Below are 16,669 nucleotides of genomic sequence, written 5' to 3' on the forward strand. Positions count from 1 at the left end.
AACGGTACAAACGTGTCATTACGGGCGCAAGTGAGGCGGCGTTCGGCCGGTTGGAGAAGCCGGGGCGTCACCGCTCCCGCCGGGCTTGCAGGGCGATGACGGCGATGTCGTCCCAGCGGTTCTGGACGGGCGGCAGCAGCGCCCGGATCAGGCTCAGCTGCGACACCCCCTTCCGGACCAGGGCGTCGGTCTGCTCCCGCAGGTGCCGCAGACCGTCACCGATGTCCGTGCCCGGCACCTCCACGAGTCCGTCGGTGTAGAGCACCAGGGTGTCGCCTTCCCGGATGACCGCGTGGAGGTCGTTGCGGGGGAGTGCCTCGCCGACGCACAGGGGCGGGTCCGCGGCCGTGAGGTCGTGCAGGTACCGCGACGGCGCGTCGGCCGGGATCAGCAGGGGTGGCGGGTGGCCGGCGTTGGACAGGGCGATGCGCCAGGCGTTGTCCGCCTGCCGGTGCAGGACCGCGTGCACCGCCGTGACCATCGACGGGCTGTCGAGCGCCTGCACGATGCGGTCGAGCCGGCTCAGGGTGACCGCCGGGCTGGCGGCCGGGCCGCTGTCGTACGCGAGCCCCCGCAGGATGCTGTTGACACGCCCCATCGCGGTGGCCGCGTCCAGGTCGTGCCCCGCGATGTCGCCGATGGACAGGGCGAGCGAGTCGTCCGAGAGCCTGACGGCGTCGTACCAGTCCCCGCCGACCTCGGCGGCCGAGTCGGCCGGGTGGTAGAGCGCCGTGATGGCGAGACCGTCGACGGACGGCGGGACGGCCAGGAAGGACTGCTGGAGCACGAGGGCCATGTCGCGGATGCCCTGGAGTTCGATCGTCCGGCGCAGGGGCCCGCTCATCTGCTGGAAGACGTCCTGGAGCAGGTACACGTCCGCCTCGTCCGAGGGCGGGTTCCCCCGGCAGGTCGCCGTGGTCGCCAGCGCGACGGTCCGGCCGTCCACCACGACGGGCAGCAGGGCCACGCTCGTCGCGCCGGCCTCCCGCAGCCACCGTACGGAGACCCTGGACAGACTGTCCTCGGGCGGCCCCCCGGGCGGGAAGGTCAGCAGCCCCGCCTCCTGGCTCCGGATGACCTCCTGTACGGCCGGCCCCAGCAGGAAGTCCGCGTCCAGCGGATGCATGGGAGGCAGCCCGGGGGCCAGCCCCACCCGCTCCGGCGACGCCGGGATGCTCTCGGCAGGCCGGAACGCGGTCTCGGCGTCGCCCGGTACGTGGAAGACGGCGACGGCGTCGGCGAGTTCGGGCACGACGGCCGCCGCGGTGGTCAGAAAGGCCTCGGACAGGTTGTGCGCGGCCGGTACGGGCGCCATACGGGCCAGCAGCTTCTCCCGCATACGGGTGCGCCAGTGGTCCTCGGCGTCGGTGGCGGTACCGACCCACTCCAGTTCCCCGTTCCCGTCCAGGACCGGTGCGGCGATGATCTTGATGTGGCGGAAACGGTCGGGGGCTTCCTCAAGCCGTACTCGTACGATCGTGTCGAGGGGTGTCCGCTCCTGATTGGCCCTGCGCCACGCCCGCTGGAACCAGTCCCGGTCCTTCGGATGCACGGCGTCCATCCACGAGCTCTCACCGTCGGGGTGCCACAGCCTCTCCGGCATCCCGCCGTCCCTCAGGAGACTGACGACCCCGTCGGCCGACAACACCCACACGGACTGCGGCACGGCGCCCAGGAGCGCTTCGTACTGTTTGAGAAGACGCCCTTCATTCACCGCCCCCTCCCCGCCGCCGACCCGCCACCGGACACGGCTGCCTCCGCCACCGCCTCCTCAAAGCCCGGTAGCCCCGGCTCGGCACCGAACATCAGAGGATCATCGCCTCTCATGCTCCGATCATCCCCCGCATCCGGAACAACAGCACGCCCTGACCCTTCGCCCACCTGCCCATACCCGGCTACGGGCGATCGGGCTGACGAGCAAGGGCAGGGTCGGCGATCCGGTGCGGCGCGTGCCGGCCGGGCGGGATGGATCAGCGCAGGCCGGCGAAGAGGTCGTTCTCAGGCAGGGCCGCTCCGGTGGCGTCCTTGACGCGTACGAACGTCTCCATGCCCATCCACTCGCCGAACTTCTCCTTGCCCATCTTGAGGAAGAAGATGTTCTCGCCCTGACTGGCGTGCGCGGCCAGCGCGTCGAACTTCTGGCCGCTGAACGCGGTGGTGTCCACCCATGTGGTGATCTCGTCGTCCGGGAGGCCGATCTCCGCCATCGCGGCGGTCTCGGCGGGATCCGGCTCCGGCATGTCCTCCTGGAACTCGCGCATGGTCTCCCAGAATCGCTGCATCAGCGAGCGGGGCATCGTCGTCCAGTACACCTTGGGTGTCAGCTCGGTCATCTCCAGCGCCGCCATCGTGATGCGGTTGGCCTGGATGTGGTCGGGGTGGCCGTAGAAGCCGTTCTCGTCGTAGGTGACGACGACGTCGGGCCGGTAGTGCCGCATGAGTTCCGCGAGCCGGGCCGCGCCTTGCTCCACGGGGGTCTGCCAGAAGGATCCGGGGGCGTCGTTGCTGGGCCAGCCCGCCATCCCGGAGTCGGCGTAGTCCAGCATCTCCAGATCACTGATCTTCAGGACGTCACGGCTCGCCTCGAGTTCCTGACGGCGCATCGAGGCGACGGCCGCCGGATCGTGCCCGGGTTCGCCCGGCTTGACCCCTCCCGGCCCGTCACCGCAACCGCCGTCGGTACAGGTCACGAGAACGGTGCGGATGCCCTCCGCCGCGTACCGCGCGAGGATCCCTCCGGTTCCGGTGGCCTCGTCGTCGGGGTGGGCGTGTACTGCCATGAGCGTCAAGGGCCGGTCAGTCATGAAACAAGTCCTCCTGCGGAAATACGTCTTGGTCCGAGTACGCGGCGCCGTACCGCGCTCCGGTGGTGGGGGCGCCCTCGTAGTCTCCGTGTTTCCCCGCCCGCGCCACGCCGGTCCCTCGCTCGATGCAACCGTGCGCGCCGGACCGGTTGTTCCCGGCGCGGCCGCCCGGCCTTCACTCCGACGGCGCCGGCGGCCTGACTCGAACAGCCGCGCGGCTCACGCAACCGGCTCTTTCCGGCGTGCGCCGGGCCGCATGGTTCGTTTGTGTAATGACTAGCAACTCTCTGTAACCGTTGATGAGGTCGCAGGACGGCCGCACGACGCCCCCAAGATAGGACTCTGATGAGGCTTGATTTCGGATCGCGTCTCGCCGCGGTGGCCATCACCGCGCTGACAGCGGTCGTGACGGTGGGCCAGACGGCATCGGCCGCGCCGGCGGGCGGGGACGGGAAGTCGTTCCTCGGGCCGCTGCACAAGGTCTCCACCATCGCGTCGACGGTTCCGGCGAACGGTGACGTGAACCCGTACGGCACCGCCCTGGTCGACAAGAGCACCGGTCAGCTGCGCCGCGGCGACGTGCTGGTCAGCAACTTCAACAACGCCGCGAACCTACAGGGCACGGGAACCACGCTCGTGCGGATCAGCCCCAAGGGCGAGACCAGACTGTTCGCCCAGATCAACCCGAAGAAGCTGCCGGGCCCGTGCCCGGGCGGCGTGGGACTGACGACCGCGCTGTCCATCCTGCCGGGCGGCTGGGTGGTGGTGGGGAGCCTGCCCACGGCCGACGGCACGTCCGCCACGGCGAAGGCCGGGTGCCTGATCGTGCTGGACAAGCACGGCAAGGTCCGCGAGACCATCAGCGGCAAGGGGATCAACGGTCCCTGGGACATGACCGCGAAGAGCCACGGCGACAAGACCGAGCTGTTCGTCACCAACGTGCTCAACGGTACGGTCGCGGGCGGCGGCGACGTCGTACGCCGGGGCACCGTGCTGCGCATCACCCTGCACCGCCACGACGACCGGCCGCCGACCCGTGTGGCCACGACCGTGATCGGTTCGGGCTTCGCGCAGAAGACCGACCCGGCGGCCCTCGTGATCGGCCCGACGGGCGTCGGCCTGCGGGACGGGACGCTCTACGTGGCGGACACCGAGAACAACCGCGTCACCGCGATCCCGGACGCCCTGAAGCGCGACAACAGCGCCGGTCCGGGCCGAGTGGTCACCACCAACGAGCACCTCAACGGCCCGCTCGGGTTGGCCATCGCGCCGAACGGCCACATCCTCACCGTCAACGCCGGTGACGGCAACATCGTCGAGACCACCCCGCGCGGCCACCAGGTGGCGGTACGCACGCTCGACAGCAGCGGCACGCCGCCGGGAGCGGGTGCGCTGTTCGGTCTCGCGGTCGCCGAGAACCCCGACCGCGTCTACTTCGTCGACGACGCGACCAACACCCTGAACCTGCTCAGCCGCCACTGAACCGAAGGCCCAAGTCGCCGACTTGGGCCTTCGTCGTGGAGCGGGTGACGCCGATCGGGTCAGCCGGTGAGGGTGCAGCTCCGGCGGGACAGGTCCAGCTTCGACCCCTTGGCCAGACACCCCGCGATCATGTGAACCTGCTGGCCGTAGCCACGGCCCTGCACGGAGGTGACTTTCCCGTCCCGGTCCACTTCGCAGGGGTTGTTGTCGGTGCACTGCTCGCCCGCGTCATTGCGGGTGTTGTGGATTCCCACGACCGTGGTGCTGCCAGGGGCCAGCAGCGCCGAGCCGGAATCACCGTGCCAGGGGGCGCAGTCCTCGCCGGCGGTGTAGCGGATCGAGTTGTTCATCCGGTAGCCGCCCTCCAGCAGGTGCGGGACCACGGCTTCGGCGGTGCATTGGTGGCGGCTGCCGACGGACGCCACGGTCAGTGGGTCACCCGCGCGCACGGGGGCGGTGGCGAGCTGGAAGATCTTCGCGCCTTCGCCCTTCAACCGCGCGTAGGACTTGTCCAGGCGGTAGAGCGCGATGTCGGTGCCGGTCATGGTCGCGTAGACCAGCCGGTTCGCACGGGCGGTGGTCTGGACGTAGCCCTGACGGTCGGCGATCGGTACCTTGCGGTCGGCCGGCTGGTCCACCAGCGCGGCTCCGGGCGCGGGCCACTGCCCTTGCACACAGTGCCCGTTGGTCAGCAACAGCGCCGGGTCTTGCGGCCTGGAGGTGGGGGTACGGACCACCGAGCCCGCACAGCCGCTCAGGTCCACCGAGCCTTCCACGTCCGGGATCTGATCATCGGGGGGCACGTCGGTGCCCGAGATGATGCCGTTGATCCAGTCGCGGTGCCGGGTGACATCGGTGTACAGCGTCTTGCCGCTCTCGTCGGGGCCACTGACCACACCGGCCACGGCCCACCGGTCGCCGTCGCGGACCAGAGCGGGCCCACCGGAGTCCATGTTCGACGCGGCGACGCTGCCGTCGGGGCTGCCGATGCACAACTCCCCGCCGGGCACGGCCGACGGACACGTCGAGACCGGCTGCACCACGGTGTCGGCCTCCCGCAGCCGCCTGGGGAAACACGCCGCGTTGCCGGTGTCGTCGCAGGTCATGCCCCAGCCCATGATGCGGACGGGCGAACTGTCCGGCGGGGTGGTCGAGGCGATCCGTACGGGATCGGCCTCGACGGGGGTCCGCAGGTGCATCAACGCGAGATCGCGGCCCCAGAACCCCCCCTCGTCGTGACTGGTCGCCAGCCGGTAGTAGTGGTCGACCTCGGCGACCTCGCCCCCGGCATTGGTGTCCAGCGACCCGACCCGTACCTTCCAGTCACGCGGAACCCCCGCCTTCGCCCCGGTCGGGTTCCTGCCGGCGCAGTGACTGGCGGTCAACACCCACTGCGGCGCGAGAACCGCCACCCCGCACCCGTGCTTGTCCGGGTGGGACGAGGCTGGGTAGGACGGCTGGAACGAGCCCATGAACGAGTAGGCCCGGGTGGACTCGGTGCCCCCCACGACGGCCTGCGCCGGTTGGAGACCGACGAGGGTCGCGACGAGCGCGCCCCCCGCAGTCAGGGCGGCGGCCGCCCTCCGGCCTATCGACAGGTGCATGAGTGACTCCCTTTCATCCGCCGCCGGACCGCTCCGACAGGCTGGTACGGAACGGAACACACAGCACTCGGCTGCCCCCTCCGCCCTCGCACGAGCCTGACCCCGGCGGCCCACCGGCAGGTCTCTCCCACGTATCGGGAGCGGCGCGGCAGCCACTCGGTTGTGTATCAGCGCGTCCGGACGGGCCGGATCAGGCCCGGACAGCGAAAACCCCAGGCCGTTGACCCGGGTTCTTCGTCGAGCCTCAGCTGACCGCTGTTCACCGTCCTGACTGGCACGTAAGCCACCCAGGTACCCGGCCGGGCCGCCGGACGGCCGGCGCGAGGCCCGCGCTGGTAAGGCCCGCGCTGGTAGGGTTTGGGGCACGCTTGCAGAGATCCTGGGCCCGTGCCGGACAAGGTACGGGCCCAGGTCCGTTCAGGGCGCCGAAACGAGGAACCCCCAATGAAGGCGAAGCAGTCGCCCTCCGGTCGATCCGGACCCGGCAGGTCCGACCGGGGGAGCGCCCCGCGGGGCGAGCTCTCGGTGCCGGGGACAGTGACGCCCGGCCTCCCACCGGCCGACTCCTTCGCGGAGCTGGAACTGCCGGTCGAGCTGATAGGGGTGCTGGCGGGGCTCGGGATACGGGAGCCGTTCCCGATCCAGGCGGCCACCCTGCCGAGCGCGCTGGCCGGCCGGGATGTCCTCGGCCGCGCGCGGACCGGCTCGGGAAAGACCCTCGCCTTCGGGCTCGCGCTCCTCGCACGTACGGCGGGCCGGCGCGCCGAACCGAAGCGCCCTCTCGCGCTGGTCCTGGTGCCGACCAGGGAACTCGCGCAGCAGGTGAGCGAGGCACTGGCCCCCTACGCGGAGGCGCTCGGGCTGCGCTCGGCGACTGTCGTCGGCGGGCTGTCGATCGGCCGGCAGGTGGCGGCGCTCCGGGCGGGCGCCGAGGTCGTGGTGGCGACGCCGGGACGGCTGGCCGATCTCGTCGCCCGGCGGGACTGTCACCTGGACCGGGTACGGATCGCGGTGCTGGACGAGGCGGACCAGATGTGCGACATGGGTTTCCTGCCGCAGGTCTCCGAGGCCCTGGACCGGACGCCCCCCGGCGGCCAGCGGATGCTGTTCTCCGCGACGCTCGACCGCAACGTCGATCAGCTGGTCAGGCAATATCTGAGTGAGCCGGTGTTCGCCGCGGTCGATCGGGCGGAGGGCTCGGTCGCGACGATGGAGCACCACGTACTGAACGTCCATCCCGCCGACAAGTACGAGACGGCCACCGAGATCGCGGCTCGGGACGGGCGGGTGCTGATGTTCCTGGACACCAAGCACGGTGTGGACCAGTTCACCCGCCACTTGCGGAGCAGCGGCATAAAGGCGGGCGCTCTGCACAGCGGGAAGTCGCAGCCGCAGCGCACGCACACGCTGGCGCAGTTCAAGGACGGCGGGATCACGGTGCTGGTGGCGACCAACGTCGCTGCCCGTGGCATCGACGTCGAGCACCTGGACCTCGTCGTCAACGTGGATCCGCCCTCCGACCCCAAGGACTACCTCCACCGCGGCGGGCGCACCGCGCGTGCCGGGGAGTCCGGCAGCGTGGTCACGCTGGTCACGCCCGGCCAGCGCCGGGACGTGAACCGGATGATGTCGGATGCCGGGATCCGGCCCACGATCGCTCAGGTTCGCTCCGGCGAGGAGAGGCTGACCAGCATCACAGGCGCGAAGCGCCCGCCGGTGCAGGACGGGTCGAAGACCGGCAACGCGGCGTTCCGGGGTCTGGGTACCCGCGCGGGCCGCCCGCCGAAGGAATCCCGCAAGGCCGCGGAGGCGCGCACGATGGCGGAGGCCCGCAAGGCCGCCCGAGCGCGCAGGGCCCGCTGACGGGAGACACAAGGAGGCACGTACTGCCTCGCATCGAGTGGAGCGTCAAGGAGTGCCGATGGCGAACAGGGTCCAACGGCCCCATGAGGAAGCTGAGTTCGAGTTCATCCTGGCGAGGGCGGACGTGCCGGTGCTCGCGTACTTCTACGGGGTGTGGCCCAAGGCCGCGGCGGCATGCAAGGAAATGGAGCCCCTGGTGCGGGAGGCGGCCGACGTCCACCAGGGCCGACTGATCGTCGTACGGGCCGACATCGCCCGGTGCCCCGGCCCCGTACAGCGCTACGGCGTCACCGGCGCGCCCTCCTTCGTGCTGATCGATCGGGGCGAGGTGCTGGCGACCGCGAGCGGTCCGATGTCCGGGACAGCGCTCGGGGAGTTCCTGGCCGCCCACCTGTGAGCCGGCCGCATCCCGGCCAGGGCACCATCGTCACCCGGCCGGCCGGCCCTCGGAGAAGGCGGGCCCTGTAGAGGCTTGAAGACGCGGCCCGCGTCTCCGGCGGTCAGCATCGGCTCGTCAGCCAAGGTAGCCACAGCGCCCACCGTGAAAGGTCCGGCAGATGAGGGAAGCCCTGGGTTACGAGCCGGTGAGTGCCGACATCACCGTTGGCCCGCTACGGGCAGCGCGAACGGGCTCCATCTCCGTCAGTTCCTTCACGCGTACGGTCGCGTCGACGATGAAGGGGTTGAACAGTTCCCGGATACACAGAAGCGGCCGGCCGTCACTGTCGAGGGTGTAGGTCTTGACCGCACACGGGGTGCCGTCCGGCCAGGTGGCCCGGCCGACGTGCACGATGCGCCTGCGCAGGACCACTTCGGCTTCGGCGAGCGCGAATCCGACCGGTTGCGAGCGGTCGGTGACCGCCTTGTCGACGCGCGGGTCCACTCCTGAGCGGGCCGCGACCGTGTTCTCCGACACGGTCTGCCCCGTGACCGTCAGAAGGCGGGAGCGGCGCAGGAGGCACTTGTCGCGGATGTCGGGGCGCAGGGCTTCGCCGATGCCGGGCGGAAGGACGGCCGGCCCGACGGTCCGTACGCCGTCCGCCCGCGCCAGCAGGGGGCCGTGAACGAGCGCCTGCAGAAGAGGGGTGGTCAAGCCGTCACCGCTCAGCAGCATGCGTGTTGCCGCGGAGGAGAAGACCATCGCGGCAGGATTCAGGCCGCGCGGCGCCGACTCGGATCCAGGCTGGAGAGTGGGGGAAGGCACGAACATCCTCGGTCTGGTCGACAACGGAAATCGGAACGCCGACCGCCCGGTCCGCGCCCACTCGGAAGTGCCCGCGACAGAAGGGGGCGTGGACCTTTTCCCGCAGGCGCGCTTGCCAGAGCGCTCACCGCCAGGATACTGCTATCCGTGACGGATCAGTCACTATGTGTTGTGTACGGCGATGGTCGTGCGAGGCGAATCGAGGAACCACGTGAGCAGAGCACCGGCCGCCGTACGCGACGTAGATCCTCAGGGGGCTGCCGACTATCTGCTCGGGTCCTCCCGTGCTGAGCGTGAACGTCTTCTCGCCCAGTGCGCACTCCTGCGACCGGCCGCCGCCGCCTTCATCGACACGGTTCCCCTGCCGCCGGACGCGGACGCACTGGACCTGGGCTGCGGCCCCCTGGGCATCCTCGATCTTCTCAGCGAACGAGTCGGCCCCACCGGATCGGTCACGGGCCTCGACACCGACCACCGGATGACCGGCTGGGCCCGCGAGTCCGTCAGCCAACTCGGCCTCGGCAACGTGGAGATCCGCCACGAAGCCCTGCCGCCCGCCGCCGAGGCGAACGCCCTGTACGACCTGGTCCACTGCCGACTGCTGCTGATCAACACGACCGGCCCCCGCGAGATCCTGGGCTCCATGGCTGCCGCCGTCAGGCCCGGCGGGTGGGTCGCGGTCCAGGAGTTCGACTGGGCGACGTGGCAGTGCGACCCGCCCCACCCCGCGTGGAACCGCCTCAAAGACCTGCTCGCCGGGATCTTCGGAGGCGACGTCCACATCGGCGCCCGGCTGCCCGGTCTCCTGCGCGAAGCTGGCCTCACCGATGTCCGGTCCACCGCCCACACCTACTACTGGCATCCGGGCGACCGCTACCAGACCCTGCTCCTCTCCTTCGCCCACCTCTTCCGCGACCGCCTCCTGCACCACACCTCGCTCACCATCGAGGAATTCGACTCCCTCACGAACACGCTCCACGACCACCTCAACCAACGCCACACCGTGGTCCGCGAAAGCCTCCTCGTCCAGTCCCGGGCCCGCAAACCCTGACCCACCGACCGGTACGACGCCGACCTGGGCGGGCCGCACCCGCTCCGTCATGGCACGCGGCCGGAAGATGCTCCGGACAACAAAGGAGGCCCAAGTCGCTGACTTGGGCCTTCGTCGTGGAGCGGGTGACGAGAATCGAACTCGCGCTCTGAGCTTGGGAATCCACGGCGCCTAGGAGCACCACAGAGTTCTGACCACGTGCTACTTGGGTCTATGAGCTGTGCTGGCGCGCGGCGTTTTGCCACACCGCCCCAGCCAGCATGTCTTCTTGACCGGTGGTGCAGGTAACCGGGTGTGCTGCGTGGGAAGTTGGCTGCGGTGTGTTCCGGAGGACTTCGCGGCGGAGATGTTCGAGCCGTGGGCGCGGGCGGATCAGCAACGGTGGGGCGGGGTCTACCTACGGGGACCTGCTGCTGGACGGCGGGCGCAAGGCCGGTGGAGCCGACGGCGGGCCTGGCTGTTCCCGGCGTTGCCGTTGAACCTTCCAGGCGTCGGCCTTCCCGGGGACCAGGCCAGCCGGATGAGGGCGGTGAACGCCTTCTCATTGTCGGCGACTTCGGTCGTGTGTGTCCTGTTGGCGAACGTTCCGCCCAGTCGCCGGGCAACGCTCCCGGGGTGAGAGCCGGAATGGTGGGGGCACTACGAAGTCGATGCTGATGGGGATAGGCGCACCGGACGATCTGTGTCCCTTTTCTGCCGTCATGGTCGGAAGCGAAGTTGTTAGGGTGACGCGGGGCGCCAAGTACCCAGTGCGGCAGTGACGTTGACGACCACGGACCGGGGGATGCGATGAGCGGCGCAGGTGGACAACCACGACTTCGGGCGCAGGCCGAGCGGCTGACGGACCTGGCCGATGACCTCGATGGTATGCAGGACTCCCTGGACAAGCAGGTCAGACGCATGGACGCGATCGTCGACCGGATCGAGGCGGGATGGCAGGGGCCGGCCGCCCGTGCCTACCGGGACCTTCACCGCGGCGCGGCCGAGGACGCCGTACGTATCCGCATGGTCATCCAGGCTCTGGAACAGGCCGTGCGGTTGAGCCGGGACGGGTTCTCGGAGCAGGACCTGGACATCATGGCGCAGCTACAGAAGGTCCAGGTCGAGACGGATGTGGAGCGCGAAGCGGACGCGCTGTCGACGCCGAACACCGAGGTGCCCGCCGTGCCGCGCAGCACGCTCTCCGACCTCTGAGTGGGCGGTTCGTGAGGTGATGTCTGTTTCTGGCTGAGGTTGGAGTGAGGTCGCTGGTGGAGGTTTCGTCGGCTATGACTTCCTGGCGAAGTTGCCGGTGTCGGCTTCGGTGAGGATGCCGAGTTTGACCAGGCGTTTCAGCTTGGCGCGGGTGCCTTCGACGTTCTTCGGCAGCAGTTCGTGGCCGAGGGCTTCGCAGACGTCCTTGGCCCGGAGCGGTCCGGTCGCGTGGTTGAAGGCGGCAAGGATGCGGGGGTAGTCCGGGTGCTCGGGCAGGTCCGGTGTGTGGGCCGGGAGCCGGTCGGCGAGGCCGGTGACGGTCTTGCGGGTGATCGCGAGGTGCTCCAGGTGCATCTCGGCCTCCCGAAGCCGGGTCTGCAGGCCGTCGATCTGTGCGCGGAGGTCGTCGGCCAGGGACCGGGCGGCGTCTTCCTGGAAGTCCAGGGCGTCGAGCAGGGGCTGGATGTTCACACTGTCGCCGACCGTTCTTCGCGCCAGGTAGGGGCGTTCGCGCCGGTGAGGCGTCGGGTCATGACGTGGGTCATCGCCCAGTAGACGCGGGAGGCGGAGGAGGAGGGGCGGTGCTCGTAGTCGCGGACCAGGCGCCGGTGCAGTATCAGGATCCCGTAAGTCTGCTCGACCCTCCACCGCTTCGGCTGCGGCACGAACCCCTTGACCTGCGGGTTGCGTTCGACGATCTCGACATCGATGCCCAGGCCGGCGCCATGCGCGACGACCTGGTTCTTGAAGCCCTGGTCGACCAGGGCTTTGCGGACGGTTCCGCCGGCGTGCTGGGCGACCTGGTCCAGCAGGATGATGCCCGCGGCGTTGTCGTGGGTGTTCGCGGCGAGGACGACGACCGCGATGACCAGGCCGAGGACGTTCACGGCAAGGCCCCGCTTGCGGCCGGGCACCCGCTTGGCCGGATCGTGGCCACTCGTGGAGACGGGGACCCCGGCGGCCACGTGGACACTCTGGGTGTCCAGCACCACCAGGGCCGGGTCCTCTAATCGCCGGGCGCGTTCCCGGACCTGGCAGCGTAGAAGCTCATGGATGACCTGGTCGGTCCCGTCGTCCCGCCACGCGGCGAAGTAGTAGTACGTCGCGCTCTTCTGCGGCAGGTCGTGCGGGAGATAGGCCCACTGGCAACCGGTCCGTCCCTGGTAGAGGATCGAGTTGACGATCTCCCGCATGTCGTAGGCGCCCTGATGGCCGCTGACCGAGCGGTGCCGGTCCTTCCACGCGGTGATCACCGGCTCGATCAACGACCACTGCTCGTCCGACAAGTCACTCGGGTACGGCTTGCGTTCACTCACCCGGCCACATCACCAGATCAACAACCGCGGACCGGCAGATTCCGCCCCGCCGCCACACCATCAGGCGACACCAGACCAACCCAAAGACTCACGAAACGCCCACTGAGAACTCATACTCCGACGGACGACTTCTGAACGGGGGAGGTATGGCGGACGACGAAATAGCCGTCGACTTCGCGACGCTGCAGGAACTTTCCGGAGATCTTGAGGACATTCTCAAGCGCCTCAACGATCAGCTGGATCTGCTCTACCGGCGTGCCGAGAAGGTGGTCCTGACCTGGGAGGGCGAAGCCCGCGAGGTGTTCATCGACAAGTTGGACGAGTGGGACCGGTCTGCGGCGGACCTTCAGGCGGCCCAGGCGTGGCTGCACGACGTCGTGGTCAACGGTGAGATCAACTACGCGGCGGCACACCGGGCGGTACTGCGGGGCTGGGGTGCGGCCTGATGCCTGATCTGCCTTCCGGTAAGCAGCGGCAGCGGGAACGCGACCAGGCCAAGACCGCGCCACCCAACCAAGGTGTGGGCCGCTTCGATGTGCAGCCTCAGCACCTCTACTTCACCTCGCTCGTCGTGCGCGACGCTCAGTTCGCCTATGACAAGAAGGCGAAGACGTTGACGGACACGCTGGACAAGTACAGCCAGTCCGCGGGGACGGGCTGGGGCGCGGACTCCTTCGCCGACCGGTACGGCATCGTCGCCGGGAAGTTCCTGGAGCTCTGGGCGAAGAGCGTGGTGTCGGTGGGCGGTGTGTCGGTGGGCTTCACACAGACTGCCAACAACTACGCACTGGCGGACTGGGCGGCGAGCAAGGGCAAGGGGGATCCACCGGAGGAGAGGCAGCCTCCCGCGGTGATCGCCACCGTGCCCAAGTACGGTCCGCCGAACGACCTCAGGTGGCGGGGGGAGGGCGAGTACCACGACTCGTGGGCGATTTCCGGAATCCTCGGAGAGGTCCCGGACTTCCTCATGTTCATCATGAAACCCGTGGTCGACGAAGGGCTGAGACTCGGCCGCATCCACGAGAAAACGCCGGGCGTCAAGGAAGAAGAGTTCCGCGACATCGCTGGGGCCTGGCGGATCGCCTCCGATGACGTGAAGAAGGCGGCGGACGACTTCACGGACGCGATCTCTTACATCACCGACCCCACAGGCAATGGTGAATGGCAGGCCGCGATGAAGGCTTTCTGCCAGACGATCTGGGGAACCACGGCCTGGGGGAAGGTCCGTGATCAGCGGGCCGAGGTGACTCCCAAGAAGGGCGCCCGGAGCTGGAAGACCCACGGGAAAATGGACCCCGCCACCAGGCGCCCCGTGATCGAGGTCCTCGACAAGAGTGCGAACGTGATTCAGAAGCTGTTCGACGATCTTGCGGACGTGGGCCAGAAGACTACGGAAACCACCACGCGCCTGGCCAAGGAGGCCACGGACAAGACGGTTAAGGACCTCACCTCGGGCCTCGATCTCACCAAACTCACCAGGCTCGTGGCCGGGCTCGTGGTCGCGGAGGTCGTCCTGACCTTCCGGTCCCATATGGACAAGGCGGCCATGGACGCGGCGGTCGCGGCCTATCACGAGGCGTTCAGCGATGCCGCCGGCAAGCTGGCCATGCTTGAGTTCGAACTTGATGAAGCGCTCCAGAGCGTGCCCACGTTCCAGGCGGAACGGGCTCGGGCGCAGGGGTTCGGTGCGCGCTCCCTGAATGAGTTCAAGAAGGAGCACAGCTGGCAACTGCCGGAGAGTAAGTTCCCCTACAAGTACTCGGTGGACCTCGCGGCGATGGAGGGTGTGGGGGGAGCGCACGCCATCGACAAACACGTGGGGAAGACCGATGAGCAGTTGTTGCAGCGGCTTCGAGATGAGCGGAAGCAGAGCGGCGAGTACAACATTCCTGGCGCATCTACCTATGCCGACGTCGAGTCCGCTCAGCGATATACGCAGTACTGCCTCCGCGAAAATACGGCTGAGATCGATGAGTGGCTGAACGAGGACCCGCCGGACCCGACGAAGGAGATCGGGACGAAGTCCATCCCCGTCCAGGGGCCTCTCGTCGGCGATGCGGTCACCGGCAGGGGCTCGACCGTGGGCGACGACGGCAAGCCCTCGAAGGTAGAAGACACCAAGGGAGTCGCGATACGTCTCCTGTATAAACCGGACTTGAACCCGCCCTATATCGTCTTCAGCTCGATGCCCAAGTGAGAGGCCCCCGGATGCACAGCCAAGCCGACCACGACCCGACTTGCGGACCGTCGGCGTCTCTGGATGCCGATATGTGGTCGGCCGCAGTCGAGATGTACCGCCATCGGTACTCATTCATCGCTGTCGGTCCGAGAACTGGGGAGAACTGGCTGCCCGACGTCGCCGCGATCATGCGCAGGGAGGTGGCGGATCCCCGGGGGTGGCGAGGCAAGGACCCGGAAGTGGGGGAACCGGAGTTCCTGGAGGACCCCGCCTTCCCGTTCCGCGTTCCACCGGTGGACGAGGCCGGCGCTGCGGAGTGGCGAAGCGGACTCTTCGAGATTCCACGCCGCGCGGTGGTGCGCCTCCTCGTCATGCTGGCCACCAATGAGATGAACGTGACCAGGCAACATGGTTTCGCCGAGCGCAGAGCCGGGATGGAATGCCACGCGGAGGCGATCCTTTCGCGCTTTCCTGACGGATCGACATTCTTCACCAACACTCGCCATGGCGGAGAGAATCCGGACTTCTATGAGCGGGTGTCCGGTTGCTGGCCTCTGAGCCAGTACGTCTGGGACTTCGGGCTCCTCGCCGTGTCCGATGACGAAATTGGCCTCATCTGGTCGTTCGACGCAAGCTGAAGTGGACAGACATGACCGCACGGACCCGTTCGGCTACCTACCCCGACCGAGAAACCGCCCAGTGGGCCACCCAGCAGGTGGTGACTGGAAACGAGCAGAACATTCACCGCTGGCTCGCCCAGGGCACCCGCGCCCGCCTCGCTATCGAGGCCACCTGGCCCTCCCGCGAGGCGCCCGTCGGGCGTGTACTGCTGCAAGCAATGATGCTCGCAGGGCGCGAGCCCGTCGATGTGCGGGCGGCACGGGTCGTCCTCAAGCGTGATCCGAACAGTGCGCACGGCTTCGTCGTGCTCACCACCGTCCCGATCTATCTGTAGAGGTTGAGCGCCGTGTCCATGAAGCCGCTCGAATTCGACCGCCGCTACGGTGAGTTGCACCAGGTGATCAGCGCGTACGCCGGTATGCCGGCCGACGACGAGCCGAGCGAGCTGAGCGAGGCTCTGCAGGCGTACCTGCGCCACACCTGGCACACCCGCCCCTGGGCCCTGGCCGCGGCCGAACAGCAGATCCGCGAGTACGCCCGCAACCCACCGGGCCGGCTGCGTCTGAGCCTCGGTGAGTTCTACCCCGTGCCTGACATCGGCCTGCCCGAATCGGCAATCCAGGGATGGCTGTTCGTCATTGCGGACCACCTGAAGCGGTCGATCGAGGAGGGCGAGGTCCCGCACCCGTCCGTCCCTCGTACCCACTGGGAGTGGCACGCCCGCTTCCCTGAGCTCGGCCAGTTTCTCGGCGGCTGGTTCTCGCAGGACATGCCGGACGAGTTCCCGGACCACGACGCGGCCGTACGCGACTACACCACCACCGCCGATCCGCAGCTGGTCGCCCGTCTCACGGGCGAGGTTTACGAACTGCTCGCACTCGCCCTCGAAGAATCCGATTACGCCCTCGCGGTGGCGGAGCTGGGTATGGAGGTCGACCCGCCCCAGCCGTACTCCCCGAGCGGCTGGCTGGCACACCTCGCGGACGGCCTGGGCGGATTCAAGGCGGACTACGGCCCCGAACCGGCCACGGGCTGACCGCGTGCCCGTCGTCGCTCACTTCGCCCCGGGCGCCGGCCCCCTCCAGAGCGCGATGCTCAAGGACGCGATGGCCCGGGCCGGGCAGTTGCCCGAGAAGGCCACGTAGATCTATCAGTACTCGGATCTCGAGCGGCGGAGAGAGGTGGCGTGCATGCTGAACGCGACGGTCCGGGCCCGCTCATGTGAAGGGTTCGGAGCAGCCAAATGACGGTCAACGTGGTCCGGAGGTAATGCGCGAGGTGGACCGGTCTAGACAACAATGAAGCCCTGGGCCGCTGGCCTGGGGCTTTTTGGAGCGGGTGACGAGAATCG

Annotated in this window: 16 protein-coding genes; 10 read left to right on the top strand and 6 right to left on the bottom strand. The window is 68.7% G+C overall.

Translation table 11 applies throughout. The features are described 5' to 3' along the window. Positions 1–67 precede the first annotated feature (67 nt). Positions 68–1,714: a PP2C family protein-serine/threonine phosphatase gene (locus BHU15_RS19895; RefSeq protein WP_069628422.1), complete on the bottom strand. Its 1,647-nt coding sequence runs from the start codon at positions 1,712–1,714 to the stop codon at positions 68–70. A gap of 256 nt (positions 1,715–1,970) precedes the next feature. Then, the gene (locus BHU15_RS19900; RefSeq protein WP_069628423.1) at positions 1,971–2,804 is read right to left on the bottom strand and encodes a PIG-L family deacetylase; all 834 of its coding nucleotides are present in this window, start codon (positions 2,802–2,804) and stop codon (positions 1,971–1,973) included. 345 nt (positions 2,805–3,149) lie between these two features. On the opposite strand from BHU15_RS19900, the gene BHU15_RS19905 reads away from it, so the two are divergent. After that, a complete protein-coding gene (locus tag BHU15_RS19905) occupies positions 3,150–4,286 on the top strand; it encodes an NHL repeat-containing protein (protein ID WP_069628424.1) in 1,137 nt (378 codons plus the stop codon). 59 nt (positions 4,287–4,345) lie between these two features. Here BHU15_RS19905 and BHU15_RS19910 read toward each other — a convergent pair whose 3' ends face one another. Beyond that, on the bottom strand, positions 4,346–5,890 hold the full coding sequence (locus tag BHU15_RS19910) for a S1 family serine peptidase (RefSeq protein ID WP_069628425.1): 1,545 nt from the start codon (positions 5,888–5,890) through the stop codon (positions 4,346–4,348). A gap of 444 nt (positions 5,891–6,334) precedes the next feature. On the opposite strand from BHU15_RS19910, the gene BHU15_RS19915 reads away from it, so the two are divergent. Both BHU15_RS19915 and BHU15_RS19920 read left to right on the top strand, forming a co-directional pair. Further along, positions 6,335–7,753 carry a DEAD/DEAH box helicase gene (locus tag BHU15_RS19915; RefSeq protein ID WP_069628426.1) on the top strand — a complete coding sequence of 473 codons (1,419 nt, stop codon included), beginning with the start codon at positions 6,335–6,337 and terminating at the stop codon, positions 7,751–7,753. 58 nt (positions 7,754–7,811) lie between these two features. Then, on the top strand, positions 7,812–8,150 hold the full coding sequence (locus BHU15_RS19920) for a thioredoxin family protein (RefSeq protein WP_069628427.1): 339 nt from the start codon (positions 7,812–7,814) through the stop codon (positions 8,148–8,150). A gap of 177 nt (positions 8,151–8,327) precedes the next feature. Here BHU15_RS19920 and BHU15_RS19925 read toward each other — a convergent pair whose 3' ends face one another. Then, the gene (locus tag BHU15_RS19925) at positions 8,328–8,846 is read right to left on the bottom strand and encodes a hypothetical protein (protein ID WP_135068381.1); all 519 of its coding nucleotides are present in this window, start codon (positions 8,844–8,846) and stop codon (positions 8,328–8,330) included. A gap of 322 nt (positions 8,847–9,168) precedes the next feature. On the opposite strand from BHU15_RS19925, the gene BHU15_RS19930 reads away from it, so the two are divergent. After that, positions 9,169–10,008: a methyltransferase domain-containing protein gene (locus tag BHU15_RS19930; protein WP_069628429.1), complete on the top strand. Its 840-nt coding sequence runs from the start codon at positions 9,169–9,171 to the stop codon at positions 10,006–10,008. 789 nt (positions 10,009–10,797) lie between these two features. Then, positions 10,798–11,202, top strand: coding sequence for a WXG100 family type VII secretion target (locus BHU15_RS19935; RefSeq protein WP_069628430.1), 405 nt, complete (start codon positions 10,798–10,800; stop codon positions 11,200–11,202). Positions 11,203–11,274: 72 nt separating this feature from the next. On the opposite strand, the gene BHU15_RS19940 is transcribed toward BHU15_RS19935, so the two are convergent. Both BHU15_RS19940 and BHU15_RS19945 read right to left on the bottom strand, forming a co-directional pair. Then, complete coding sequence (locus tag BHU15_RS19940) at positions 11,275–11,673, bottom strand: hypothetical protein (RefSeq protein WP_069628431.1); 399 nt, start codon at positions 11,671–11,673, stop codon at positions 11,275–11,277. Continuing rightward, complete coding sequence (locus BHU15_RS19945; protein WP_069628432.1) at positions 11,670–12,518, bottom strand: IS5 family transposase; 849 nt, start codon at positions 12,516–12,518, stop codon at positions 11,670–11,672. The genes BHU15_RS19940 and BHU15_RS19945 overlap by 4 nt, the downstream gene beginning before the upstream one ends. 146 nt (positions 12,519–12,664) lie before the next feature. On the opposite strand from BHU15_RS19945, the gene BHU15_RS19950 reads away from it, so the two are divergent. From BHU15_RS19950 to BHU15_RS19970, 5 genes are read left to right on the top strand one after another with little or no spacing between them, the layout of a single operon-like run. After that, positions 12,665–12,964 (top strand): WXG100 family type VII secretion target, encoded by a 300-nt coding sequence (locus BHU15_RS19950; RefSeq protein ID WP_069628433.1) that lies wholly within the window; start codon positions 12,665–12,667, stop codon positions 12,962–12,964. Next, the gene (locus BHU15_RS19955; RefSeq protein ID WP_135068377.1) at positions 12,964–14,715 is read left to right on the top strand and encodes an RNase A-like domain-containing protein; all 1,752 of its coding nucleotides are present in this window, start codon (positions 12,964–12,966) and stop codon (positions 14,713–14,715) included. The genes BHU15_RS19950 and BHU15_RS19955 overlap by 1 nt, the downstream gene beginning before the upstream one ends. Positions 14,716–14,726: 11 nt before the next feature. Then, complete coding sequence (locus BHU15_RS19960; protein ID WP_247748639.1) at positions 14,727–15,335, top strand: hypothetical protein; 609 nt, start codon at positions 14,727–14,729, stop codon at positions 15,333–15,335. A gap of 11 nt (positions 15,336–15,346) precedes the next feature. Continuing rightward, entirely contained in the window at positions 15,347–15,652 is a 306-nt protein-coding gene (locus BHU15_RS19965; RefSeq protein ID WP_069628436.1) for an RNase A-like domain-containing protein, read from the top strand. 12 nt (positions 15,653–15,664) lie between these two features. Next, complete coding sequence (locus BHU15_RS19970) at positions 15,665–16,354, top strand: contact-dependent growth inhibition system immunity protein (RefSeq protein ID WP_069628437.1); 690 nt, start codon at positions 15,665–15,667, stop codon at positions 16,352–16,354. Positions 16,355–16,669 lie beyond the last annotated feature (315 nt).

Source organism: Streptomyces niveus, assembly GCF_001723055.1.
GTDB classification, from domain to species: Bacteria; Actinomycetota; Actinomycetes; order Streptomycetales; family Streptomycetaceae; genus Streptomyces; species Streptomyces niveus.